Origin of the sequence: Glaciecola sp. 2405UD65-10 (genome assembly GCF_048820975.1) — a bacterium.
Lineage (GTDB): Bacteria > Pseudomonadota > Gammaproteobacteria > Enterobacterales > Alteromonadaceae > Glaciecola.
On sequence record NZ_JBMEUF010000001.1, the window covers coordinates 1,009,586 to 1,034,776 of the forward strand.

Consider the following 25,191-nt stretch of genomic DNA (forward strand, 5'->3'; position numbering starts at 1 on the left):
CTTACTTCTTATCGTCTTTTACTTCTTCAAACTCAGCGTCAACAACATCGTCACCGGCGTCAGCTTGTGCTTCACCTTCAGGGGCTGCTTGCGCGCCTTCAGATTGGGCTTTAGCTTGGGCTAATTCCATTAGTGGTGCAGAAGCTTCCATTAATGCTTGTGTTTTAGCTTCAATTTCAGCCTTATCTTCGCCTTTGCGAGCAGTTTCCAGCTCTTCTAAAGCGCTTTCAATCTTAGCTTTGTCATCGGCGCCTAATGCGTCACCCGCTTCTTCAATTTGAGTACGAGTAGCGTGAATCATGCCATCAGCTTGGTTGCGAGTTTGTACTAACTCTTCAAACTTCGCATCAGCTTCTTTGTTCGCTTCAGCATCTTCTACCATTTGGTTAATTTCATCTTCACTTAAACCAGAAGATGCCTTAATGGTAATTTTCTGCTCTTTACCTGTATCTTTATCTTTTGCAGATACATGTAAAATACCGTCAGCATCAATATCAAAGGTAACTTCAATTTGTGGAGTACCGCGACCAGCTGGACGAATACCTTCTAAATTAAATTGACCAAGTGACTTATTGCCTTGCGCTTGCTTACGCTCACCTTGAAGTACATGTACCGTTACCGCTGATTGATTATCTTCAGCTGTAGAGAAGGTTTGAGACTTCTTAGTAGGTACTGTAGTATTTTTCTCAATAAGTGCCGTCATTACGCCACCCATTGTTTCAATACCTAGTGAAAGTGGTGTAACGTCAAGAAGTAGTACATCTTTCACATCACCCGCTAGTACACCACCTTGAATAGCTGCACCTACCGCTACCGCTTCATCAGGGTTAACATCTTTACGTGGCTCTTTACCGAAGAATTCAGTTACATATTTTTGCACCATTGGCATACGTGTTTGACCACCTACCAAGATGATGTCATTAATTTCGCCTACGCTAAGGTCAGCATCTGCAAGTGCTTGTTTCAGCGGCGCTAATGATTGCTTAACTAAGTCTTCAACTAAAGATTCAAGTTTTGCACGTGTTACTTTTATTGCTAAATGCTTAGGACCACTTGCATCAGCAGTAATGTACGGCAAGTTAACTTCTGTTTGCTGTGCAGAAGATAATTCGATTTTCGCTTTTTCACCAGCTTCTTTTAAGCGTTGCATCGCTAGCGGATCTTTACGTAAATCAAAACCTTGGTCTTTCTTAAATTCGTCTACTAAGTAGTTGATCATGCGGTTATCAAAGTCTTCACCACCAAGGTGAGTATCACCGTTAGTCGCAAGTACTTCAAAAGTGTGCTCGCCATCTACTTCATCAATTTCAATAATTGAAATATCAAATGTACCACCACCAAGGTCATAAACAGCAATAGTGTTATTACCTTGATTTTTGTCCATGCCGTATGCAAGTGCTGCGGCAGTTGGCTCGTTAATAATACGCTTAACTTCTAACCCAGCAATACGACCTGCATCTTTAGTTGCTTGACGCTGTGAATCGTTAAAGTAAGCAGGAACAGTAATTACAGCACCCGTTACTTCTTCGCCCAAGTAATCTTCAGCGGTTTTCTTCATCTTCTTAAGTACTTCAGCAGAAATTTGCGGTGGCGCCATTTTTTGACCATTCGCATCTACCCATGCATCGCCGTTGTCAGCCTTCACAATTGAAAAAGGCATAATGTCGATATCACGCTGTACTTCTTTATCTTCAAATCTGCGACCAATCAAACGCTTGATGGCAAATAATGTATTTGCAGGGTTAGTTACCGCTTGACGTTTAGCAGGCTGCCCTACTAATGTTTCGCCGTCTTGCGTGTAAGCAATAATTGAAGGGGTTGTACGGTCACCCTCAGCATTTTCAATAACTTTTGCACTTTTACCATCTAATACTGCTACACATGAGTTAGTAGTACCAAGGTCAATACCTATAATTTTACCCATTTTATGTTCTCCAAAATCTGTTTTACCCAACTTTCTATACAATATTAAGTGGGGTTATTAACCCTATTTTCAATAGGTGATCTAATATTTTTTTTATCCATTCACGTTTATATTCTATAAAACGTGGACATCTTTAATACTTAAGCTTGCGTATCTACTGAGTTGCTACCACCGCGTGAAACCATCACCATGGCTGGGCGTAACAACCTACCGTTTAGTACGTAACCTTTTTGCATAACTGCTAACACAGTGTTAGGTGCAACTTCATCGCTTTCTTGCATCGACATCGCTTGATGATGCTCTGGATTGAATGCTTCACCTTGTGGGTCAAGCGTTTCTAAACCAAACTTTTCAAAAGTAGAAATAAACGACTTATGGGTCATCTCTACGCCTTCAAGCAATGATTTAACCGCTTCATTTTCAGCATCAGCTGCTAATGTTGCGCGTTCAAGATTATCAACAACGTTTAGAAGTTCGCCTGCAAATTTTTCTAGGGCAAATTTACGTGCTTTATCAATTTCTTGTTCTGCACGTCTGCGAGCATTCTCGCCATCTGCCTTTGCACGCAGCACTGAATCTTTTTGCGCTTCAATGGTTGCTTCAGCAGCACTAAGCTTCGCTTCTAGTTCATCGGCATAAGCCTTCCAATCAAGGCCTTGCTCATCAGCACCTTGGTCTAGCTCTACTTCTCCTGATACCACTTCTTCAACCGCATTCTCTGGCGCTTGAGTTGGCTCATTCTTGTCTACATTATCTTGATTCATTACTTGCTCCACACGTATGTGTTATTTCTGGTTTTAAGACATGAGTAATTCCCATTGACGGCTATAATGGGGACGGTTTCGCGGGCTTCAAGATAAAAAGTGTATTTTTTATTGATCTTTTTCGTGTAAATTAGATGTTAAATCTATTACGAGAAAAATGAGATGTTTTCAATTTGGACGCTGTTGTTAATTACGGTGTGCTACCTTGTGTTTTTGTTTCTGGTTGCTTCCCTAGGAAATAGGCTTAAAAAACTGCCCACCGGCGTATATTCACTGGCGCTCGGTATTCATTGTACATCATGGGCATTTTTTGGCACTTCCACGCAAGCTAGCCAGTTTGGATGGGCCTTAGTCCCTACCTATTTGGGCATTATACTGTTTATGGTTTTCGGCTTCGCTCTTATCAAGCGGATCAATTATGTATGTAAGCAATATAAAATAGCGTCCATAGCTGAATTTGTGAGTTTGCACTACCAGCATTCGAATGCGCTAGCCGTCATTGTTTCGCTTGTTTGTTTTGTGGGCGTTATTCCTTACATTGCTCTTCAACTCGATGCTATTTCATCGGCAATTAATTTATTAGTGAATGATACTCAGCAAGCCTCATTATCAATAAGCTTGTTTGTTGCTCTTGGGATGGCTATTTTTGCAATTTGGTTTGGCGCTAGGCGTATGAACTTACTAGAGCAAAATAAAGGTTTAATGCTAACCATCGCCACCCAATCTATCATAAAGCTTATAGCCCTAAGTATTATTGGCATATATGCCGTTTACGACGTGTTTGATGGATTCGTTGATTTATTCGAGCAAAGTTTAGCCTCACCTAAGGCTCGGGAAATGATAGATAAACCTTTTGCATATTGGATTTATCTAAGTCACGTAGTACTTGGCGTTTGTTCTATGCTTTGTCTTCCTCGCCAGTTTCACGTTAACTTCGTTGAGAACAGAACAGATGACGAACTTCAAACCGCTCGATGGTTGTTTCCTAGTTATTTGGCCGGCATGTCACTCTTTATTCTACCTATCGCACTAGCGGGCAGTATTATATTCCCTACAAGTACCTTCACCTCTGATACATTTGTATTAGCCATACCCATATCGGGTCAGCAGTACATTATATCAATTATCGGATTTATTGGCGGCTTGGCGGCCTCTAGTAGTATGGTAATTATGGCAACACTCGCACTAGGTAATATGATGGCCAACAGTGTGCTATCTCCTTTATTATTCACCTTGGGCCAAAAAGGCGATCAAGCTCGCAAGTTATCAGCAACCCAAGTATTGAGAATTCGCCAGATAACTATTCTAGTGATGCTCTTTATTGCCTATTGGTATCATGTCTACATAAGTGCAAACGCCACACTTGTAGAAACAGGTACAATAGCTATTTCGCTGCTCGCTCAAACTTTCCCCGCCATTATATTGGGTATTTATTGGTCCAAGTCGCATAAATTTGGCGCTATACTTGGCTTAACATTCGGCATATGCATTATTTTATTTGGTATGCTCACTCCTGCCATAGTATCAATTAACAATGAAGATATGCGGCTTAGTCCATACGAGATAGCCGATGTTTTGTTTATATCGCTTACTGTAAATTCCTTAGTTATTGTTGCTTTGTCCTTGCTTATTAACAATCCAAGACGACAAGATCTCTATCAGCGCAAGCAAAATTATGATTTCTATATTGATTACCATCAACTCGTAAATTTAACTGACAAGCTTCTACCGCCAGAAATAAGCATAGAATTTAAGCAACAAACAGACTTCATAGACGAATATCAAAACTATAAAGCCCCTCAAAGTGTAATACACCGGGCTCAAAATTTACTTTCAGCGCATTTGGGTAGCGCAAGTACACGTATTTTGCTAAGCGCTATTTCCGATAAAACACTCCATAATGATGAAAATATGTCGGACTTGCTTGTTCAAGCGGGTAAAGACTTTCAATTTAATAGGGAGATTCTACAAGCATCAATTACGCACCTCCCGCTGGGAATAAGTGTTATTGACGCCGACTTAAAACTAGTTGCCTGGAATCATTTATATGAGGAATTGTTTGCCTACCCTGAAGGATATTTAAAAGTAGGCACCCCTATTCTTGAAATTCTTAAATACAACGCACAACGGGGATTATTAGGAGAAAAAAACGAGCAACACCACCATATTCAAAAGCGCATGCATAAAATGCTTATTGGCCTTACCTACAAAGTGGTAAGGCCTAGCGTGTTTGGTAAGATGATAGAAATTTCAGGCCATCCTCTCCCCGCGGGAGGATATATTACTTGTTATTCTGATATCACTGAATATATTGAAATCCAAAAGGCCTTACAGCAAAGTAAAGAAGTCTTAGAAGAGCGCGTGTTAATGCGCACCGGTGAATTAGAATCAGCAAAAGTACAAGCCGAAAAAGCCAATATAAGCAAAACTAAATTTTTGGCGGCAACCAGCCATGACTTAATGCAACCTTTAAATGCAGCTACTTTATTTGCATCTATGCTTAAAGACTTGCTTAGCAAGCCAAGTAATGAACAAACGCAAATAATCAAAAGCCAATCCCTTACAGAAAATTTGATCTGTGCACTTGATAACGCTGAAGCTTTGCTAAGTATGTTAGTTGAAATTACTAAGCTGGAGAACAATCAGGTTAAGCCCAATCTGCAGGCATTTAATTTGGGCGAACTGTTACACTCGTTAAGCTGTGAATATCAATATATGGTAAATCACGACAAGCTTAGTTTTCACTATGTACCTTGTTCAATTTGGGTAAATACCGACCGCCGTTTGCTCACGCGAATTATTCAAAACTTACTGTCTAATGCGCTACGCTATACTAAAACAGGGCGAATATTGCTAGGGGTTCGCAGGCGCGCGAACATGCAATGTGAAGTAATTATAGCTGATACAGGCCCGGGTATTGAGCTGGCCTATCAAAAACAAATATTTAAAGAGTTTACGCGTGTTCATCCCAATGATGAACACCCTGGCTTAGGGCTTGGTTTAACGATTGTAGAACGCACAAGTGCCTTATTAAACTTACCCCTACATTTGCAATCAATTATAAATAAAGGGTCGGTATTTAGTATTTGCCTACCTAGAGTGGCTTCTGCTCAAGTTCAAGCTAAGCCTAAAATACTAGCTGAGCAAGGCGCTTCTATGCCTTGTCAAAACCGCAATGTTTTGGTGCTTGAAAATGATGAAGCAGTGAGTGAAGCCCTAGTCAGTTTGTTAACTTCGTGGGGAGCTAAAGTGACGACTGCGCAAGACAAAGCTTCCGCTACTCAAAATACAATGAACGAACAAAGATTTGACTTAATTATTGCTGATTATCATTTAAATAATTCAGATACCGGTGTTGCAGTGGCGCTTGAGATAAGAAAACAGCATAGCCAGGATATCCCCGTCATATTAAGTAGTGCAGATAGAAGTGAGCATATTCAGGCCCTGGCATCAGAGAATAATATGCGCTACTTACCCAAACCAATTAAACAGGCTGCTTTAAAACGCTTGATACAGCGGGTAATGTTCTAACAAATTAGTGTAGCGACCAAGTTAGTGATTTAGTCAATATGTATAGCTTGCTGGTAAATAATGCCCGCTTGCGTGCGATTATACACCCCTAGCTTTTTAAGTACTGCTGAAGCGTGTTGTTTTACAGTTGACTCTGAAATACTGAGTTCATAAGCAATTTGCTTATTTAAAAGGCCGTCGGCAATCAGTACAAGGACTTTTAGTTGATGAGGAGTGAGCTGTTCTAGTTTTTCAATTGATGCATTTTCGTTACTTGCATTTGGGTTTAACTGAATATCTTTAGGCAACCACTGCTGCCCTTCTAGTACATGATTAACCGCCTCACACATCTCGTTCAAATCTAGCGACTTTGGAATAAACGCACTTGCACCTAGTTGTACACACTTGGTAATAACACTTTCTTGCTCTTCTGCTGATACAACAATAATAAGTGTATTTGGAAATTGAACACGAATGGCACTTATACTTGCTAAGCCATTATTGCCCGGCATATTCAAATCTAAGAAGACTAAGTCAATATCGGGGTCGGCCTCTAAGAAGGCAATAGTAGATGCAAAATCTTTAGACTCTGCCACTTGCATGGTCAGTTGCCCCGAAAGTACTTGATTTAGGGCATTTCTAAATAAAGGATGATCGTCAGCAATGAGTACTTTGTACATAATATTCCACATATTGCTTAGTAAAACGAAAAAGACGGTCAGTTATATTAGCACAACTGAAGCCGTCTTTTACTAAGACTCTTGGGCCACTATTCGCTTAGAATCGATACCCTAAGGTTAAATGAACGGTACGTGGATCGCCATAGTAACCAATTAGAGTGGTATCACCGCCCAGACCTGGCGCAAAACTACCGTTTCCATCAGGTGCACCTACAAAGTTATATCCACCCACTAGGTATTCTTCATCAGTTAGGTTCTTAACATGTAAACTAGCGTACCAATCACCCTCGTTACTTTCCCACATCACGCTAGCATTAACCATTCCGTAAGCGTCTTGCGCTAATAACTCAGACGTTTCAAATAGTAAGTAGTCATCACGGTAGTAATAATTAGCATTAAGGATAAACATTCCGATGTCGGTTTCAAGTAAGTAATTCGCTGCGAAGTTAAAGGTATTTTCAGGGCTGTTTGATAGCCCAATCAATGGTGGAATCACATCATTTTTTATAATTTTAAAATCTAAATAGCCATACGAAACATCGAAGCTCAAATTATCGGTAGCCACATAGCTTAATTCGGCCTCTATTCCGTTACCTTCGGTTTCTGCCGCATTTTGTAGGGTTTGATTAAGTACCGTACCATCACCCGCATCACCCACACCTATGTATTGTCTGTCTTTATGCTTATAGCTAAATAAAGTGAGGTTACTTCTAAAGTTGCTAGACCAGTCTTTTTTCAAACCAAGTTCAAATGAATCCACTACTTCTGGACTTACACCCTCTTCGTTAGATTCGGCTCTAGGATTAAATGTACCTGATTTAAAGCCTTGACCATATGATGCATACATCATGGTGTCGCGGCTCATTTGGTATTCAAGGCCAATACGAGGCGTAAATCGGCTCCAACTCTGGGATTTGGCGTCATCTAGTACGCCATCACCATCAGAATCACTGCCTAATACGGTTCCCACTAAATCACCGTCAGGTCGCACGTAACCAGGTACCCATCCACTACTTGGATAAACATTGTCAAAATATAAACCGTTGTTTACCATTGCTGTTTTCTTCTCATCAGTGAAACGAGCGCCTAAAGTTAGCGATAGCTTATCGCTTACATCAAACGAGCCTTGGGTATATAAAGCGGTACTTTGCGAGTTATTACAGCCCGTGACTTCACGTGACAAACCTGGCACACCAATACTACGTCCTAGTACGCCTAAAACAGCATCAAAATTGCCGCATGATTCACCATCATAATAATACAAGCCGCCCACTATGCTGTAGCCGTCACCCGAATAGTTAGCTTGAATTTCATGGGTAGTGTTTTCATCTACGTACTCAGCTGGAACATCAAAAATATCAACGGCAGTATTGTCAAAATCAATATTTGTAGGTGAATAGCTTTCACGATCTGACGCGACATACTTAAGCGATAAGTTATCAGATACATCATAACGCACCACCAGACTCATTCCTTCAAGCTCAACCTCATTTGTCGTAGGCAAACTGGTATATGAATCATACACGCTGTCAGGAACAGGGGCGTTAGTAAGAATACTAGGCAAGAAGCGGTACCCCCCTTTTGCATTTGAGTCGTCTTGTGTTTTATCCCATGCAAATTTAATTAACCAATCATCACTTGGCTTATATTCTACATTTACTCTAGCTGCCCATAAGTCCTTATTGTAATTTTCTAAATCCTGATTAGGGATAGCCGATTGTAAAAACTCACCAAAACCATCGCGGCTCAAATCAGCGAACCCTACACCAAGATATAACTTGTCTTCAATAATGGGAAGCTGGCCTGTAAGTTTAATATCACGTTGAGAATAACTGCCTACAGTGCCTTGTGCAGTAAATGTCATATCACCGGTCATTTCTTTAGTCACATATTTAACCGCTCCTCCTATGGTGTTTTTGCCATATAAGGTACCTTGAGGTCCACGCAATACTTCAATACGTTGCACATCGAGTAAATCAAGAACAGCACCTTGTGGACGAGCCATGTAAACATCATCTATATAAATACCCACACCTGGCTCATAGCCCCACAAGGGATCTTGCTGGCCTATGCCACGCACAAACGCAGTTAAGGTACTGTTTGTGCCGCGGCTAGTTTGTAAAGTGGTATTGGGTGAATACTGTTGAATTTCGGTAAGCACCGAAATACCGTTAGCAGTTAAATCTGCTTCACTTATAGAGGTAACAGCTACTGGCACTTCCTGTAGGGATTCTACGGTTCGCCGTGCAGTTACTTCTATGCGTTCTAATTTGGCCTCGTTTTGTTCTGTGCTTTGTTCGTTACTTTGTGCATATGCCGGCACGGCTATACCCGCAAGTACTAATGCAAGAGCACTTGCCACGCCACTTAGCTTAAGCCGTGGTAATGTTGAAACATGTGATTTTACGTTCATTGTCTTCCCCAAAAGTTTTCTTTGTATAATTAATATTTGGCGGATTAATTGTTGGCTTTTGTGCAATAAAGCTTCTTATTTTCACTGCATTTGAGCTACACAACTGCGCGGTCAATGTTAAATTTAAGTGAAAATTAAGTAAAAATATCTAGTACCATCGTACTATGGGAAAAAACTGACTCATCAATCACACTAGCCTTTCCTGGCGGTCTGCGGTCACAGAATACAAAACGCACTTTGCGATTTATCAGCTTAGGAAAATATTATGTTAAGTTTAATTGGATTAATCGGCGGTTTGCTGCTGCTCATAGTCCTTACTATACGCGGTGTTAATTTATTTATAGCGGCACCGCTTTGCGCTTTACTGGTGGCAATAACAAACGGTATTTCTGTTTTTACAGGTGATGCTAACTTTGTAACAACATATATGTCAGGCTTTTCTGGCTTCGTGGCTTCATGGTTCTTTATGTTTTTGTTGGGTGCTATATTTGGCAAATTTATGGAAGACACCGGCGCTGCCGATGCCTTGGCTCAAGCCATTATTGCTAAGCTAGGATACAAACGCGCTGTAATCGCGGTAATAGCAGCTTGCGCCATTTTAACCTATGGCGGGGTGTCGTTGTTTGTGGTTGCCTTCTCGGTTTACCCTATGGCGCTAAGCTTGTTTAAAGATGCCAATTTACCAAGGCGGTTTATTCCTGCCACTATGGCATTTGGCTCTGTAACCTTCACTATGACATCAGCAGGCTCACCTGAAATTCAAAATTGGATACCCATTCAATACTTGGGCACATCTCCTTTTGCGGCATGGGAAGTTAGTTTAGTGGTTGCCTGTTTTATGGCTAGTTTCGGCTATTGGTGGTTGTCACGAATGGTGAAAAATGCAGTGGCAAATGGGGAAAGCTTTCATGCCTTAGCTATAGATCCGGTTAAAAAGGTGCGTAAATATCCGCCCGCTTACACTGGATTTATACCCTTGTTAGTGGTGCTTGTGGTTTCATTTTTATTACATGATAAATATTCACAATATGCATTAATTGCTGCGCTTGGTGGCGGTGTTCTTACTTTAATGCTTATAAATTATCGATATTTTCAAGACATGGGGGAAGCCATTAATACAGGCACCTTAGGAGCGTTAAATGCAATAGGTAACACGGCTGCTGTAGTAGGTTTTGGTGCAATAGCTAAAAATACCGAAGCCTTTGCGCAAACCGTCGATTTAATGACGCAAATACCTGGCAATGAATTGATAGGTGCTGCTATTGCGGTGAGTGTTATTGCTGGCTTAACGGGCAGTGCTTCCGGCGGACAAGTTATTGCACTTCCTGAGGTAGCTCCTCATTATTTAGATCAAGGGGTAAATCCAGAACAACTCCATCGCATAGTATCTATATCATCTGGCGCGCTTGATTCATTACCACATAATGGCTATGTAGTAACCACTATTCGTGCTATTTGCCACGAAACTCACAAAGCCGCGTACGGCCCCATGGCCGCGCTTACTGTGGTTGTTCCGTTATTAGGTCTTTGCTTAGCAATTGCCTTATTTATTATTTTATAAGGTAAGTAATAATTATGCTAAAACACCAAAATAATTTTTTAAGTATTTGCTTTATATTACTTGTAGTATATGGATGTAGCAGTACAAATATTATACATTCAAATACTGAAGATGAAACAAGATCGCCACGCACTATTTTAGGTTTAGGAACCAACAGCCCAATGCTAACCACCAAGCAAACTCATATTATTGATACCTTTGAAACCTATGGCGGAAAAACTATTAGCCCTGTACAAGTGGGTTGGGAAAGCTATGGAAAATTAAATGCCGCGAAAAATAATGTAATACTAATTACCCATTACTTCACCGGGAATTCTCATGCAGCAGGCAAATATAACGAAAGCGATGCCGAATTTGGATATTGGGACGCCATAATTGGCCCCAATAAGGCCATTGATACAAATAAATTTTTTGTAATTAGCGTTGACTCATTAGTGAATATTAGTGCCTTTGATGAAAATGTAATTACAACAGGCCCATCAAGTATTAACCCTGCTACCGGTAAACCGTATGGTTTGAGTTTTCCTGTAGTCACCATGCGTGACTTCGTAAACGTGCAAAAGTCAGTATTAGAAAGTTTAGACATTGAAAAGCTTTACGCAGTAGCAGGGCCTTCCATGGGGTCAATGCAGGCAATTGAATGGGCGAGCGCTTATCCAAATTGGGTTGAGCGCTTAATTTCAGTTATAGGCTCAGGTGGCGCAGATGCATGGAATACCACTTTACTTGAGCAATGGGTTGCCCCCATTACGCTAGACCCGAATTTTGACGGTGGAAATTACTATAGCAAGCCGAAATTTCAATGGCCCAATGCCGGGCTTATTCAATCTTTAGCCTTAATTACGCAATCAGCCTTACATCCGGAATTTTTCAATGATGTGGGTAAGCAAATAGGACATAAAGCTAACGAAACCGCGCCACTTGAAGATATTATGGCAAAGCCAAGTATGGTTACATGGTTGTTAGAACGTGCCGCTTTGCGTGCAAACAAAATGGATGCAAATCACCTGTTGTATTTAGTGCGCGCTAATCAGCTTTTTACCACAGGCATGCAAGGGAGCCTGCAAGAAGGTCTAAACGCTATAAAGGCAAAGGTTCTTCTTCTACCATCTAGTACTGATCAACTGCTTATGCCCTACCATGCTGTAAAAATAGCAGAAGGCTTGGAAAGTCAAAATAAAGAGGTGACACTAGAATACTTGAATGGTGATCCACGTCGAGCCAATATGGGGCATTTAGAGGGGGTAGCCGGTATCGTTAGTCACGCTAGCACCATTCGTGCATTTTTAAATGAATAAAGGGATATTATTAATGAGTTATTGTATAAAAATAAATAGGGTATTTAGTGCGCTTTGCTTAAGTGCTTTATTCGTGCCCAATGTTCACGCACAGCCACTGAATATTAATTTATCACAAAGCAGTGTGTCAGGCTTGTCATCAGGCGGCTATATGGCAACGCAATTTCATTTATCACATAGCGAAACTTTAGTGGGTGCCGGCATTGTGTCGGCAGGCCCTTATTATTGCGCTCAAAATTCAATAATGACGGCCTTAAACGCTTGCATTAATAAAATGGCCGATACGCCTAGTGATCCTTTTAGTTACTTCAATCAAGCTCAAAAAGAACGGTTAATTGCACCTCTAAGTAGCTTTGCAGATGATAAAGTGTGGCTTTTGCATGGTAAATTAGATACGCGAATTGTGCGCCCAGTTACCGATGCACTTTATACTCAGTACGCTAAATGGATACCTCAGGAAAACCTTAAGTACCTTACTGACAAAAACTTTGCCCATGTTTTCCCTACCCTACAAAATGGAGGAGATTGTAAAATATCAAGCCCTCCTTTTATTGGAGACTGTAATTTTGATGCCGCAGGGGAAATCCTTAATTTTATTTACCCCAATTTACAGCCTGCTATTAGCAGCAAAGATACCTACGAGCAAGGTAAACTCGTTGAATTTAAACAAGCTGAATTAAGTGACATCAGCGGTGCTGGCATGAATGAAACAGGCTTTGCATTTATTCCAAACACATGCGCGTTAGGCGAAAATTGCACTATTCACATAAGCTTTCACGGCTGTAATCAATCAATAGACAACGTAGGCGATAGTTTTGCAAAGTTAGCGGGTTTTAATGAATGGGCGGTGAGTAACAATATAATAGTTATATATCCGCAAATAAAAAAATCGAGTGTAGCTCCTATGAACCCGCAATCTTGCTGGGATTGGTGGGGTTATACCAATGAAAATTATGCCACTAAGCAAGGTAAGCAAATAAAAGCGGTGTTTAGCATGATGCAAAACGCTGCTGAGCAATTTGCAAAAAATTAAACTTCGATTAGCCACCAATGAAAGAGACAAAAATATGAATGTGCATGAACATCACTTAGGCTCTAAAACTGTTCTTATCACAGGGGGAGCAAGCGGTATAGGCTACGGTATAGGCGAGTATTTGGGTAAGCAAGGCCATTGCATTGTAGTGGCTGACATAAACATAGAAGCCGCAAAACAAGCGGCCAACAATTTCACCAGCATGGGAATAAATAGCCACGCTATATTGCTCAATGTGACTGACACAGCCGCGATTAATACCCTGCCAGCAAGCTTAGGGGATTTACATATTGATGTATTAATTAACAACGCCGGTATTCAGCACGTGAGTAAAATAGAAGATTTTCCTGCAGATAAATTTCGCTTACTCATTGATGTTATGTTGACAGGCCCTGCTTTATTAACAAAAGCATTACTGCCCCGTATGAGAGCAAACAATTACGGGCGCATTATTAACGTGGGCTCTATTCATTCAGTGATTGCCTCACCTTATAAATCAGCCTATGTAGCTGCAAAACACGGTTTGGTAGGATTTGCTAAAACCATTGCTTTAGAAACAGGCGATGCCAACATCACAATAAATAACTTATGCCCCGCTTATGTTAAAACCCCCTTGGTTGAAAAACAAATAGGCGCACAGGCTCAAGAAAATGATATGACTGAAGAGGAAGTTGTAGAAAAAATATTCTTACAGCCCATGCCGAAAAAGGCCTTTATTGAAGTAGAAGAGTTAGCGGCAAGCGCGGCATTCTTAATGGCCGACACTGCGAAAAACATCACAGCGCAAAATATTGTATTAGATGGGGGGTGGACAGCGCGCTAGAAAAATTGGGGGTTTATTGAAATTAAGCTTGCATGTACCTTATGCTTCCGTTTACCTTTGTAGGTCACTGAAAACTATCATAGTATGTCGATGCGTTATAAAACCGTTGGATTAATTGGAAAACCTAGCCACAGTGCTACTCATGCAAGCTTAAATGTATTAATTGACGAGTTGACTTTACGCGGTTGCACTATTTTAATTGAAGAGCGCTTACACTCTTCGTTAGACCGCCATGATATGACGGTTTGCTCTATGCAGGAAATAGGTGTTCAAGCTGAACTTGCCGTGGTAGTTGGCGGTGATGGATACATGTTGGGCGCCGCTCGTGTGCTTGCTGGTTTTAATGTTGATGTGGTAGGTGTTAACCGAGGCAACTTAGGGTTTCTAACAGATATAAACCCAGAGGATATTACTCGCCAACTTGATCATATTTTTAAAGAAAATATCCAACGCGAAGAACGCTTTTTGCTAGAAGCGCAGGTACATAGCAATAATAAGCTACAAAGCACCCACGTTGCGGTAAATGAAGTTGTTCTGCATCATAGCAAAGTTGCACACATGATGGAGTTTGAGTTATATGTGGGTAATTCCTTTGTGTTTAGCCAACGCTCTGATGGCTTAATAATAGCGACCCCTACAGGATCTACTGCTTATTCGTTGTCAGGTGGAGGCCCGATTCTGGTGCCACACTTAGACGCCGTAACCCTTGTTCCTATGTTTCCGCATGCACTAAGTAGCCGCCCTATTGTAGTAGACGCAAACTCAAACATTCGCATAAAAATATCAGACCGAAACGCCGACAATGTGCAAATAAGTTGTGATAGCCATGTGGTAATAAGTTTAGCACCGGGTGATGAAGTGCTAATCAAAAAAAGCCCCAATAAGCTCTCATTGGTCCACCCTCCTGAATATTCCTACTTTAATGTGTTGCGTACTAAATTAAACTGGGGTAGTAAATTATTTTAAAACGCATCTTTACACAACACTAAACACTGTATATATTACCAGTATAAATTATAAGCGTAGTCTTAAGCTGCCTCTTTAAATACGCAGCCGCAATAATACGAAGCTTATACATGTATTCATTCTATTTTGAAAGGTGCTGACATGCTGGTTCATATCGCCATAAAAAATTTAGCTATTGTGAAAAAAGTTGATTTAGCTCTTGGCCTTGGTCTTACAGCCGTAACTGGTGAAACCGGCGCGGGGAAATCAATTGCTCTTGACGCCTTAGGCTTGTGTTTAGGTGATAGGGCTGAGTCAAACATGGTGCGAGAAAATGTAGACAAAGCCGAAGTTGTGGCGCATTTCGATATCTCTAAAGTTAGCAGCGCACAAACATTTTTAAGCGAAAATGAATTACAACAAGATGATAATCCTCATGAGTGTTTTATTCGCAGGGTTATAAGCCCTGAAGGACGCTCAAAAGCATTTGTTAACGGTATACCGGTTAACTTGAGCCAACTTAAAACTCTGGGTAAAACCTTAGCGTTAATTCATGGCCAGCATGCTCATTATCAATTTTTAAAGCCAGAAAACCAGCGCACATTACTAGATCAATATGCTCAGCACCAAGGTTTGCTAGAAAAAACAGCGCAAAGCTATTCTACCTATAAGCACTCAATGCGCAGCTTACAAGAATTAAAAGATAAACAGCAACAACGTCTTGATCGTTCTCAACTTCTTGCGTATCAAGTTCAAGAATTAGACGAATTTAGCTTAGGTGAAAATGAATTTGTAGAACTTGAGCAAAACTTCAAAAAGCTCAACAACACACAAGAGCTAATTAGCAATACTGAATCTGCTTTGCACACCTTGCAATATTCTGAAAATGAAAGTGCGATTAGCTTGTTAAAACAGTCAATAAAGTCTATTTCAAACGTAGCGCAATATGATGAAGCTGTAAATGGCATCATGGAATCGTTACAAAGTGCGTTAATACAAGCTGAAGACGCGTGCAGCGAACTGAGTCACTATCAATCAAGTGTTGAGGCAGATCCTGAACAATTGCAAGAAATGGAAGCGCGTTATGGCAAATGCTTAGAACTTGCCAGAAAGCATCAGGTACAACCTGAAAACTTGTATGAAGCACATATATCCTTATCGGATGAGTATACCTCGCTAACGCAAGATGAAGATAGTTTACTCGAATTACAAACAAAAGTAAGTGAGCAGCTCGAGTTATATAAAAAGGCGGCGGAAAGCTTATACAAATCACGAAAAAAAGCGGCTAAAACGCTCTCTACAGACATACAACACTCTATACGAGAAATGAACTTACCTCACGCTATAGTTGATGTTAGAGTTAACCACGATGACAACGCCGCGCCTATGCTATTAGGAAATGACGTAGTGAGTATTTATTTGTCAGTAAATCCTGGGCAAGCCTGCGAAGTGATGGAAAAAGTGGTTTCAGGTGGTGAATTGTCACGTATAGGATTAGCACTACAGGTTATCGGATCTAAAGATAACCCTATTCCGACTATGGTGTTTGATGAAGTTGATACAGGTATAAGTGGCCCTACCGCTGCGCTTATTGGTAAATTGCTTAGAAAGTTAGGCACGAATGCACAAGTATTGTGTGTAACGCACTTACCCCAAGTGGCGGCACAGGCACATAATCAGTTGTTTGTAAGTAAAGTAACTGATGGTAAATCAACTGAAACGACTTTGTTAAAATTAACCAAAGAAGAACGAATCAATGAAATAGCCCGATTATTAGCAGGCGATGCATTAACGGATACCGCTATTGCTAACGCTCGCGACTTACTTAAACTATAATACAGAACCATTTTTAACTTGAATGGTCTTACGAAGGTAGGTTAGGATGCGTGCGAAAAAATAATAAAGGTAAAACATGAAATCAATACACTTAGCAGTCATTTTCTCTGTATGTATATTTACTACAGCATGTAGTGATTGGATTTATAGAATAGATGTTCCTCAAGGCAACTTTTTGGAGCAAAAAGACGTGGATAAATTACGCGTACAAATGAGCAAAGAGCAAGTTCGATTTGTATTAGGTAACGCGGTGGTAGAAGACAGCTTTGATACTAATACATGGTACTACGTTTACGACATGAAGCGCGGCATGAAAAAGCGCGGTGAAGACGTTAGAAAAGAATTAGTTTTACGCTTCAAAGACGACAAATTGAGCGCCTTAGAGGGTGACTTTGAGCGCCCAGAAGAGTTCGATACTCCGTTAGATTCTTAATTCGCTCAAATTTATTTAACTCGTACGCTTAGATGTTTGTAATAAAGAACACATCTAGGCGTACAATAATTTATATCTCAAGCTACTTGGCCATTGATTCCATTAGCGATACCGCTTCGCTTTGTTGCTCTTTACTGCCTTGCTGAATAACCTCTTCTAGTAATTCACGCGCTGCATCAAAATCTTCCATATCAATATATACCTGCGCTAAATCTAAATTACTAGCTTGATTAGAATCAACTGAATCGTCAAGCCCGCCTGCATCTGGTCTATTGGGTACCAAATTATCTAGGGAGTTTTCTAAGTTAAACTCTAAATCACTATCAGACATTTCGGGCATGCCTTCACTTTCACGCAATAAGTCATCAACATCAAGGAAGTCATCCCCGTCAATTTCTTCTGAAGCAGCTTCATCTGACATTAGAGCATCTAAATCAAGACCGGCCTGCTCTAATGGGTCAGCAGAAGCTTTTGATTCTGACTTAGGCGCTACCTCGTTGTCTTCTTTCTCTTGTGCTGTATTGCTATCATCGTTGGTAGCAAGAAAATCCTCATCACTTGCAAGGTCGTTTAGCAGGTCATCAAAATCCAAGTCATCTAAGCCAGCCATCAAATCATCATCATCGCCTAATGACAACTCACTACTAAAGTCATCATCTAACTCTAGTGCGCTAAGGTCTGACTCATCCTTTGCTTTTGTTTCCTGGGGCTCTTGTTGGGTGTCCTGATCCTGCTCTTTTGAGGCTGTTTCGCTATTATCGACACTAGGACTTTCTGGCATCTGAGCATTTTCATTGTCATCAATTGCGTCGTCATCATCTAACCAGCCATCTAAATCGGGTAGAGCTGACAATACATCTTGCTCAGTATCGGGTGCTTCGTTTAAATCTATATCTTTATCAAAGTCATCCTCAGCACTTGCCACATTTTCTTTGAGCTCTGGCTCTGGCTCTGGCTCTGGCTCTGGCTCTGGCTCTGGCTCTGGCTCTGGCTCTGGCTCTGGCTCTGGCTCTGGCTCTGGCTCTGGCTCTGGCTCTGGCTCTGGCTCTGGCTCTGGCTCATCAATATTCTGGTTTTTTACTTCATTGTCAGCAAGCTTTTTATCGTCTTTTTGAGCACTTATTTCCTTTTCAAGTTCATCAGCGGGCTCTTCATCATCTAACGATAAATCGGATGTGAAGCTTGGAATATCGTCTAATAAGTCATCAGAGTCTACTACCAATTCGTTTAGCTCATCGCTTTGAAGTTCTTCTAAACTATCACTAAAATCATCACCTAGATCGTCAGTTAACTCGTCGGTTTTTCTATCTATGTCATCGGCTGAGGCAGTTTTTTTATCCAACTCTTCAATGTCAGTAGTGCCTATGTTTTGCCCGCCAGCCTCTAACTCTTGCAATAACTCTTCAGCTAGTGCGGCTACCTCTTCGTCGGGTAATTCATCTTCTAGAACATTTTCATCCGTCAAGTTGATAATATCATCGCCATCAAGCGCGTCCAAATCTTCGCCGTCATCTTCGCCGTCATCTACTGACAATAACTGCTCAATTTCATCATCTAGACTTTCTGCTGCTAGATCTTCTTCAATATTATCGTCAGCACCAATCTCATCAGCAACGTCTGCCGCAGACTCTTCTAACAATTTATCTAATTCATCTGCCGCAACCGTTTCATCATCAGCTTTATTATCAGCGTTATCCTCTGAAACTTGTGCCGCAGACTCTTCTAATAATTGATCTAGTTCATCAGCCGCAACTGTTTCATCTTCTGCTGTTTCAGGGACTTCTTCATCAGTAACCTGTGCTGCAGATTCTTCTAATAGTTTATCAAGTTCATCTGCTGATACTATTTCATCATCGGCTTTTTCATCGGTTTCTTCTTCATCAAGACCAAGTTCCGCAAGTAACTCATCAGTCAGTTCATTTATTTCTTCGCCTTCAACGCTCTTAGCTTCATCACTATCTTCATCAAAGCTTTCAGGCTCCTCTTTCATTGCATCTAGCTCATCAATTAATTCATCAGCGAGTTCATTGAGTTTTGCGTCTTTTTCAACAATTTTTTGTTCTATTTGCTCTAAGGTAGTGTCATCAATATCGCCATTTTCATCAAGGTCAATGCCTGCTGGTGGCTCGCCTTCATTTTCTTGCTCACTAAGATCCTCATCTATGCCACTTAAGTCTACCTCGGCTTCGTTACTTGGCGTGTTATCAATATCATCGCTTAAATCAAGCGCGTCAAAACTACTTTCGTCAGTATCAGGTACTAACATATCGTCTAAATCACTATCAGAAGAATCTTCTTCTACAGCATCAAGTAAATCATTGTTATCTAAATCAAGACTATCAGTAAGTTTGTCATCATTTAATGAAGCAATAGACTCGTCTTCTTCTAGTTCATCTGAAAGAATGTCATCTTCTTGTATATCATTTTCTAAAGCGGCCATTAAATCATTTGAGTCAGCGTCTACGTCATCAATCTCTCCAATCACTAAGTCATCATCTACAATGTCTTCGGATTTTTTACTATTTGTGTCAGCTTGTGCTACCTGTTGATTTGCTGGTTTACGAAGTAAGAATATTGCTAAAGCAATTAATACCAGTAATGTAAATCCGGTTGTCATTAATATTAATGCGATCGGCGATGATAATATTTCTAGAACAGATTTTGATTCTGCCTCAATTCGTCTCGCTTCTTCTTGTTTGAACATGTCAATAAGCTGTTGCAGCTTTTCATCTTGTTCATCAATTTGTGTTTGCAGCTCTGTTTCAAGTGTTGTGGCTAATTGCGTGCTGTTTTCATCAATTTGAATTAGGCGCTCATTCAGCTTTTTGTTTTCATCTAGTAAAATTTGCACAGAATCAATTGAGGCAGACACTTGATCTTTTAAAGCCGCAAATTGGGCTTGCTGCTGTTGGCGAAGTGAGTTGAGTTGACCTTGTAGCTGAGCCTGTGTGTTTGATAAGTCGTCTTTATTTACTAACGGGATTTCTGGTTTCATATTATCAACAGAAGCTGTATTGCCATCTGTTGCAACGGGATCTCTTACCGAGTTTCTGCGACCAAATGCTTGGTCATCTTGCTCCGCTTTGGCACGAGCGCGAGCAGGGTCAATACGCGCAATGTATCGGTCACTTGGGAGCTGCAGCGTGGCTCCATTAACCATAGTGTTAAAATTGCCATTTTCAAACGCTTGGCGGTTCAGTTCATAAATCGCCATCATGGTTTGGTAAATAGTAAAGCGAGTATCCTGCTTGTACCTGCTGGCTATTCGCCATAGAGTATCGCTTGGATCTATAGGGCCGTATACCACACCAGAATATACTTGAGCATTATCGCGAGGCCCCTGCAATTGTTGTGCAGTAATTTCACCGGCGCCAAATGCCAGCATAAATATGACAATACAGACTTTGCTCAGTACTTTTTTAGATATACGCGCTTTCATTAAACCCTTTAATACTCTTTTTAAATAGTAAAATAATCTTATTATACGTTATCAATATCGGCCATCTTGGCCAATTTGTTACTATTACAAATAATCGCGAATTAATAACTCGGCAATTTGAACACTGTTAGTTGCCGCGCCTTTGCGAATATTATCAGATACTACCCACATATTAATGCCGTTGGGATGCGATATATCGTTGCGGATTCGGCCTACATGAACGCTGTCATTGCCACTAGCCGAACTTACCTGCGTGGGAAACTTCTCACGCTCTTCATACAATTCAACACCTGGCGCATTAGATAATAAAGCTTTAATCTCTTGGGCGTCAGAAGCTTGATGAGTTTCAATGTGAATGGCTTCGGCATGCCCAAAGAATACTGGCACGCGCACTGCTGTAGGATTTACCAATATGTTGTCATCAGCAAAGATTTTACGGGTTTCCCACACCATCTTCATTTCTTCTTTGGTGTAGTCGTTATCCATAAAATCATCAATTTGTGGAATAACATTGAATGCAATTTGGCGAGAAAAGGCATTATCAGTAAGCGGCTTAGCATTCAGCAGTGAGGCGGTCTGCCCTGCTAGACTTTCCATTGCAGTTTTACCTGCGCCGGAAACTGACTGGTAGGTACACACATTGATTCTGCTTATACCCACTGCGTCATAAATAGGTTTCAAGGCAACCAACATTTGAATGGTGGAGCAATTAGGATTGGCAATAATATTACGGTTTCTAAAATCAGCTAACGCGTGAGGGTTTACCTCTGGCACAACCAACGGAATATCAGGTTCGTATCTAAAGTGGGAGGTATTATCAATCACAATACAGCCGGCTTCAGCCGCTATTGGGGCATATTTTTCTGAGACTGAACCACCGGCAGAGAAAAAGGCAATTTGTACCTCAGACCAATCAAAGTCTTCTACATCTAATACCGTAATTTTTTCGCCTTTAAAATCAACGTCACTGCCCGCAGAACGCGCGCTTGCCAATGGGTATAGAGTATCAATAGGAAATTTTCGCTCGGCTAACAATTCCAGCATTGTTTGGCCTACAAGACCAGTTGCACCTAAAATAGCAACGTTAAAAGCTTGTGACATATGTCGTGTTCCAAATTTTAATAAGATGAAGAAGAACTGCTATTAGAAACACAAAATCCCAGTGCAGCTAATAACTTAGCAATAGATTTTTGCGAGGTTTTCACCTTTAACGCACTGAATTCTCTACGAACTGGGTATTGTTGTCTTAATTTAGCAAATGATGTTGATTGTGCCATGTAGCGGCGAAAAACTCTATCATCATTTTTAATATCATAAATACAGGTACAAAGCTGTTTAACTATGAATTGCCCTTCTTTCTCATCAAAGTACGTCTTACTCATTAATTGATTTTGCAAGGCCTCAGGGAGCTCAAGGTGAAAAGGCGGTAGAAAGTCACTTAAGTCAAGTTTGGCAGCTTGCTTCAAATGATATTTTAGCTTCTTGTATAAAATATCTGTACCGGCTGCTTTTCCTTCTAATGTATGCCCGGCTATATGAGCACTCGAATAACGGCAGTATTGAATTAGATCTCTGTTTATATTCGGTTCATTTTCCCACACATCTAGGACCAAATTAACGCTATTGTATGCATCTTGCTGCTTGATATTAAGTAAAGCTGCGTTGTCAATAAGCTCACCGCGCCCAGCATTTATAAGGTATTGCTTTGCATGTAAACGTGCTAAAACGCTTTTATTGAACATATGTTTACTGGGAAACTCCACATCGCTATTAAACGGGCTGTGAATACAAATAATATCGCTAGCAAGTACATCTTCGAATGAGCAATATTGAACACTGTTTGTTGATACAGGCTGTTCTTTAAAATCTCTTTGTTGTGGTGGGTCGTAAATGAGTACATCAGCGCCCCATTTGCGCAAGCACGCGGCCACTTTACTGCCAACATTGCCATGCCCCACCACGGCTATACGCTTTTCACTCAGTAAAAACGAATCATCACAGGCTAAATTCAACAAAGCGCAAAGTACATATTGGCAAACAGCTTGAGCATTGCATCCGCCGGCAGCGGTCCATTTAATGCCGCGTTTTTCAATGGCCTCTATATCAAAATGGTCGTAACCCGCGGTGGCTGTGCCCACAAATTCAAGTTCAGGCATTTTATTAAGCAAAGCCTGATTAACTTTTGTAGTGGAGCGCACAAGCAAAACATTGACTTTACTTAACTCATATTCGTTAATTGTTCCTGCAGTAAACGCTTGTACATCAGTGTAATCAGCAAAGTATTCTTGCCAATAAGGCATGGCGGCATCAACTAAGATTTTCACTTCTAAAACGATTCCTTACTTTTTCGCTTTGCAACTATTCTTTGTAGTCAGGGCACATTCGGTCAAGTTTACGCAAAATACCCGGCCACGCCAAAGCACCACCGGCTGAACGCGTAACCTCTGATGCCTGCGCTTGAATACCCATTAAAATTTTTGAATCAATAGGACGCAAAGGTTCACCCGTTGATTGCGCCTGAATTTGTATTTCACAAGCTCTTTGAAAAATAAACATCCCCAAAAAAGTATCATCTATGGTACTTGCACAGGTTAATAGGCCATGATTACGCAGTATCATAAAATTGGTACTGCCAAGATCAGCAACTAAACGTTTTTTCTCATCGGGATTTAACGCTACGCCTTCATAATCATGATAACTTAAACCACTTAGGGGAAACAAAGACTGTTGGCTGTAAGGTTGCAGGCCCTGCTCTAGCACCGATATAGCCACACCTGCTGTGGTATGTAAATGCATCACGCACTGCGCATCATCCCTGGCTTCGTGAACGGCACTATGAATAACAAAACCCGCAGGGTTTATGTCGTATTCAGATTCCATCACTTTATTACCCTGCAAGTCGACTTTTACTAAGCTTGAAGCTGTCACTTCTTCAAATAACAAGCCATAAGGGTTAATCAGAAAATGGTGCTTTGGACCGGGAACACGGGCAGATATATGTGTGAACACTAAATCATCCCATCCATAGTGTGCCACCATACGGTAGCAAGCAGCTAAATTGACGCGGGCTTGCCACTCTTGCTGCGAAACTTCTGATTTTACTGACATAATTTACCACTCCAACAAACAAGATATTACGCTACAGCTTAACTAAAAAAGGCTGGCTTTCGCCAACCTTTTTTGTGAATAGTTTGCATTAATTACATTAATTGGTGTAACGCTTAAATGCTAAGCTCGCATTCGTTCCACCAAAGCCAAAACTATTAGACATAACAATATTCAGCTTGGCATCTCGCGGACTTGTTACAATATCAAGACCTTTGGCTGCTTCATCTAATTGCTCAATATTAATTGATGGTGAAATAAAGTCACCTTGCATCATAAGTATTGAATAAATCGCTTCTTGTACACCGGCCGCACCTAATGCATGGCCTGTTAGTGACTTAGTTGCACTAATTGGAGGGCTATTTTCACCAAACAAAGCTTGTATCGCTTCAAGCTCTTTTACGTCACCTACCGGCGTAGAAGTCCCATGAGTATTTAAATAATCAACTGGCCCATCTAGGTCTTTCATGGCCATTTTCATGCAACGTGTAGCACCTTCTCCGCTTGGTGCTACCATATCATGGCCATCTGACGTGGCTCCGTAACCCACTAATTCAGCGTATATTTTGGCACCGCGCGCTAGCGCATGTTCTAGCTCTTCAACCACAACCATACCACCACCGCCTGAGCTTACAAACCCATCGCGATTTGCATCGTAAGTACGTGAAGCGGCAGTTGGATCATCATTATACTTTGTAGATAAGGCACCCATGGCGTCAAATTGACCTGATAATGCCCAATGTAGCTCTTCGCCACCACCTGCAAATACCATTTTTTGTTTGCCTAATTGAATCAACTCCCACGCATTACCTATACAGTGAGCACTGCTTGCGCAAGCTGAGGAAATAGAATAATTAATCCCTTTAATTTTAAACGGCGTGGCCAAACATGCTGAAACCGTGCTGCCCATACAACGAGTTACCATATAAGGCCCTACCCGCTTAACACTTTTTTCTCGCATAATATCAGCCGACAGCACTTGGTTCTCTGAACTTGCACCACCCGAGCCCGCAATAATACCTACGTCTTCACTTGAATACTGCTCTTCTGTTAAGCCAGCATCTTCTATAGCTTGTTTCATTGATAAATAAGCGTAACCTGCAGCGTCTCCCATAAAACGCAATGTTTTACGGTCAATATGTTCTGATAAGTCAATTTTTAGGTCACCCCATACTTGACTTCGAAGCCCTGCTTCAGCAAATTGTTCTGAGAATGTAATACCCGATTTGCCAACTTTGAGTGACGCAGTAACTTCTTCTGCGTTATTCCCAATACTTGACACTATTCCTAGACCAGTAATCACTGCTCGTTTCATTTTTCACCTATTTTGTTGAATATAGCTAGTTTATGTAAAGCGATATTATCGCTATAAATCATGTTGCTGTATTTTACCCAGTTTTACTCGTATAACTGGTCTGCTCTTATGC

General features: G+C 40.9%; 17 protein-coding genes. 8 read left to right on the top strand and 9 right to left on the bottom strand.

Features of this window, described 5'->3' with window-relative positions; all coding sequences use genetic code 11:
* Window position 1: 1 nt before the first annotated feature.
* Together dnaK and grpE are read right to left on the bottom strand one after the other, a co-directional pair.
* Window positions 2–1,924: a molecular chaperone DnaK gene (dnaK, locus tag ACOI22_RS04630; protein ID WP_420670686.1), complete on the bottom strand. Its 1,923-nt coding sequence runs from the start codon at window positions 1,922–1,924 to the stop codon at window positions 2–4.
* Window positions 1,925–2,064: 140 nt separating this feature from the next.
* Complete coding sequence (grpE, locus tag ACOI22_RS04635; protein WP_420670688.1) at window positions 2,065–2,688, bottom strand: nucleotide exchange factor GrpE; 624 nt, start codon at window positions 2,686–2,688, stop codon at window positions 2,065–2,067.
* 207 nt (window positions 2,689–2,895) lie between these two features.
* On the opposite strand from grpE, the gene ACOI22_RS04640 reads away from it, so the two are divergent.
* On the top strand, window positions 2,896–6,219 hold the full coding sequence (locus ACOI22_RS04640) for a PAS domain-containing hybrid sensor histidine kinase/response regulator (protein ID WP_420670690.1): 3,324 nt from the start codon (window positions 2,896–2,898) through the stop codon (window positions 6,217–6,219).
* Window positions 6,220–6,248: 29 nt separating this feature from the next.
* Here the strand turns inward: ACOI22_RS04640 and ACOI22_RS04645 are convergent, their stop codons facing one another.
* Both ACOI22_RS04645 and ACOI22_RS04650 read right to left on the bottom strand, forming a co-directional pair.
* On the bottom strand, window positions 6,249–6,878 hold the full coding sequence (locus ACOI22_RS04645) for a response regulator (protein WP_420670692.1): 630 nt from the start codon (window positions 6,876–6,878) through the stop codon (window positions 6,249–6,251).
* Between the two features lie 97 nt (window positions 6,879–6,975).
* A complete protein-coding gene (locus tag ACOI22_RS04650) occupies window positions 6,976–9,291 on the bottom strand; it encodes a TonB-dependent receptor (RefSeq protein ID WP_420670694.1) in 2,316 nt (771 codons plus the stop codon).
* 265 nt (window positions 9,292–9,556) lie between these two features.
* Here ACOI22_RS04650 and ACOI22_RS04655 point away from each other — a divergent pair, with 265 nt between their 5' ends.
* The 7 genes from ACOI22_RS04655 (at window position 9,557) to ACOI22_RS04685 (ending at window position 17,220) form a co-directional block, all read left to right on the top strand.
* Window positions 9,557–10,852, top strand: coding sequence for a GntP family permease (locus ACOI22_RS04655; protein WP_420670696.1), 1,296 nt, complete (start codon window positions 9,557–9,559; stop codon window positions 10,850–10,852).
* A gap of 14 nt (window positions 10,853–10,866) precedes the next feature.
* A complete protein-coding gene (locus tag ACOI22_RS04660) occupies window positions 10,867–12,150 on the top strand; it encodes an E22 family MetX-like putative esterase (RefSeq protein ID WP_420670698.1) in 1,284 nt (427 codons plus the stop codon).
* A 13-nt stretch (window positions 12,151–12,163) separates the two neighbouring features.
* Window positions 12,164–13,183: a polyhydroxybutyrate depolymerase gene (locus tag ACOI22_RS04665; RefSeq protein WP_420670700.1), complete on the top strand. Its 1,020-nt coding sequence runs from the start codon at window positions 12,164–12,166 to the stop codon at window positions 13,181–13,183.
* Window positions 13,184–13,217: 34 nt separating this feature from the next.
* A complete protein-coding gene (locus ACOI22_RS04670) occupies window positions 13,218–14,006 on the top strand; it encodes a 3-hydroxybutyrate dehydrogenase (RefSeq protein WP_420670702.1) in 789 nt (262 codons plus the stop codon).
* A 90-nt stretch (window positions 14,007–14,096) separates the two neighbouring features.
* Window positions 14,097–14,972 (top strand): NAD(+) kinase, encoded by an 876-nt coding sequence (gene nadK, locus ACOI22_RS04675; protein WP_420672315.1) that lies wholly within the window; start codon window positions 14,097–14,099, stop codon window positions 14,970–14,972.
* Window positions 14,973–15,113: 141 nt separating this feature from the next.
* Window positions 15,114–16,787: a DNA repair protein RecN gene (gene recN, locus ACOI22_RS04680; RefSeq protein WP_420670704.1), complete on the top strand. Its 1,674-nt coding sequence runs from the start codon at window positions 15,114–15,116 to the stop codon at window positions 16,785–16,787.
* A 76-nt stretch (window positions 16,788–16,863) separates the two neighbouring features.
* The gene (locus ACOI22_RS04685) at window positions 16,864–17,220 is read left to right on the top strand and encodes an outer membrane protein assembly factor BamE (protein ID WP_420670706.1); all 357 of its coding nucleotides are present in this window, start codon (window positions 16,864–16,866) and stop codon (window positions 17,218–17,220) included.
* An 82-nt stretch (window positions 17,221–17,302) separates the two neighbouring features.
* On the opposite strand, the gene ACOI22_RS04690 is transcribed toward ACOI22_RS04685, so the two are convergent.
* The 5 genes from ACOI22_RS04690 to fabB form a co-directional block, all read right to left on the bottom strand.
* Window positions 17,303–20,659 (bottom strand): FimV/HubP family polar landmark protein, encoded by a 3,357-nt coding sequence (locus ACOI22_RS04690; RefSeq protein ID WP_420670708.1) that lies wholly within the window; start codon window positions 20,657–20,659, stop codon window positions 17,303–17,305.
* 84 nt (window positions 20,660–20,743) lie between these two features.
* The gene (locus tag ACOI22_RS04695) at window positions 20,744–21,760 is read right to left on the bottom strand and encodes an aspartate-semialdehyde dehydrogenase (protein ID WP_420670710.1); all 1,017 of its coding nucleotides are present in this window, start codon (window positions 21,758–21,760) and stop codon (window positions 20,744–20,746) included.
* A 17-nt stretch (window positions 21,761–21,777) separates the two neighbouring features.
* The gene (locus tag ACOI22_RS04700) at window positions 21,778–22,983 is read right to left on the bottom strand and encodes a 4-phosphoerythronate dehydrogenase (RefSeq protein ID WP_420670712.1); all 1,206 of its coding nucleotides are present in this window, start codon (window positions 22,981–22,983) and stop codon (window positions 21,778–21,780) included.
* A 34-nt stretch (window positions 22,984–23,017) separates the two neighbouring features.
* The gene (locus ACOI22_RS04705) at window positions 23,018–23,767 is read right to left on the bottom strand and encodes a class II aldolase/adducin family protein (RefSeq protein ID WP_420670714.1); all 750 of its coding nucleotides are present in this window, start codon (window positions 23,765–23,767) and stop codon (window positions 23,018–23,020) included.
* 97 nt (window positions 23,768–23,864) lie between these two features.
* Window positions 23,865–25,079 (bottom strand): beta-ketoacyl-ACP synthase I, encoded by a 1,215-nt coding sequence (gene fabB / locus ACOI22_RS04710; protein ID WP_420670716.1) that lies wholly within the window; start codon window positions 25,077–25,079, stop codon window positions 23,865–23,867.
* Window positions 25,080–25,191 lie beyond the last annotated feature (112 nt).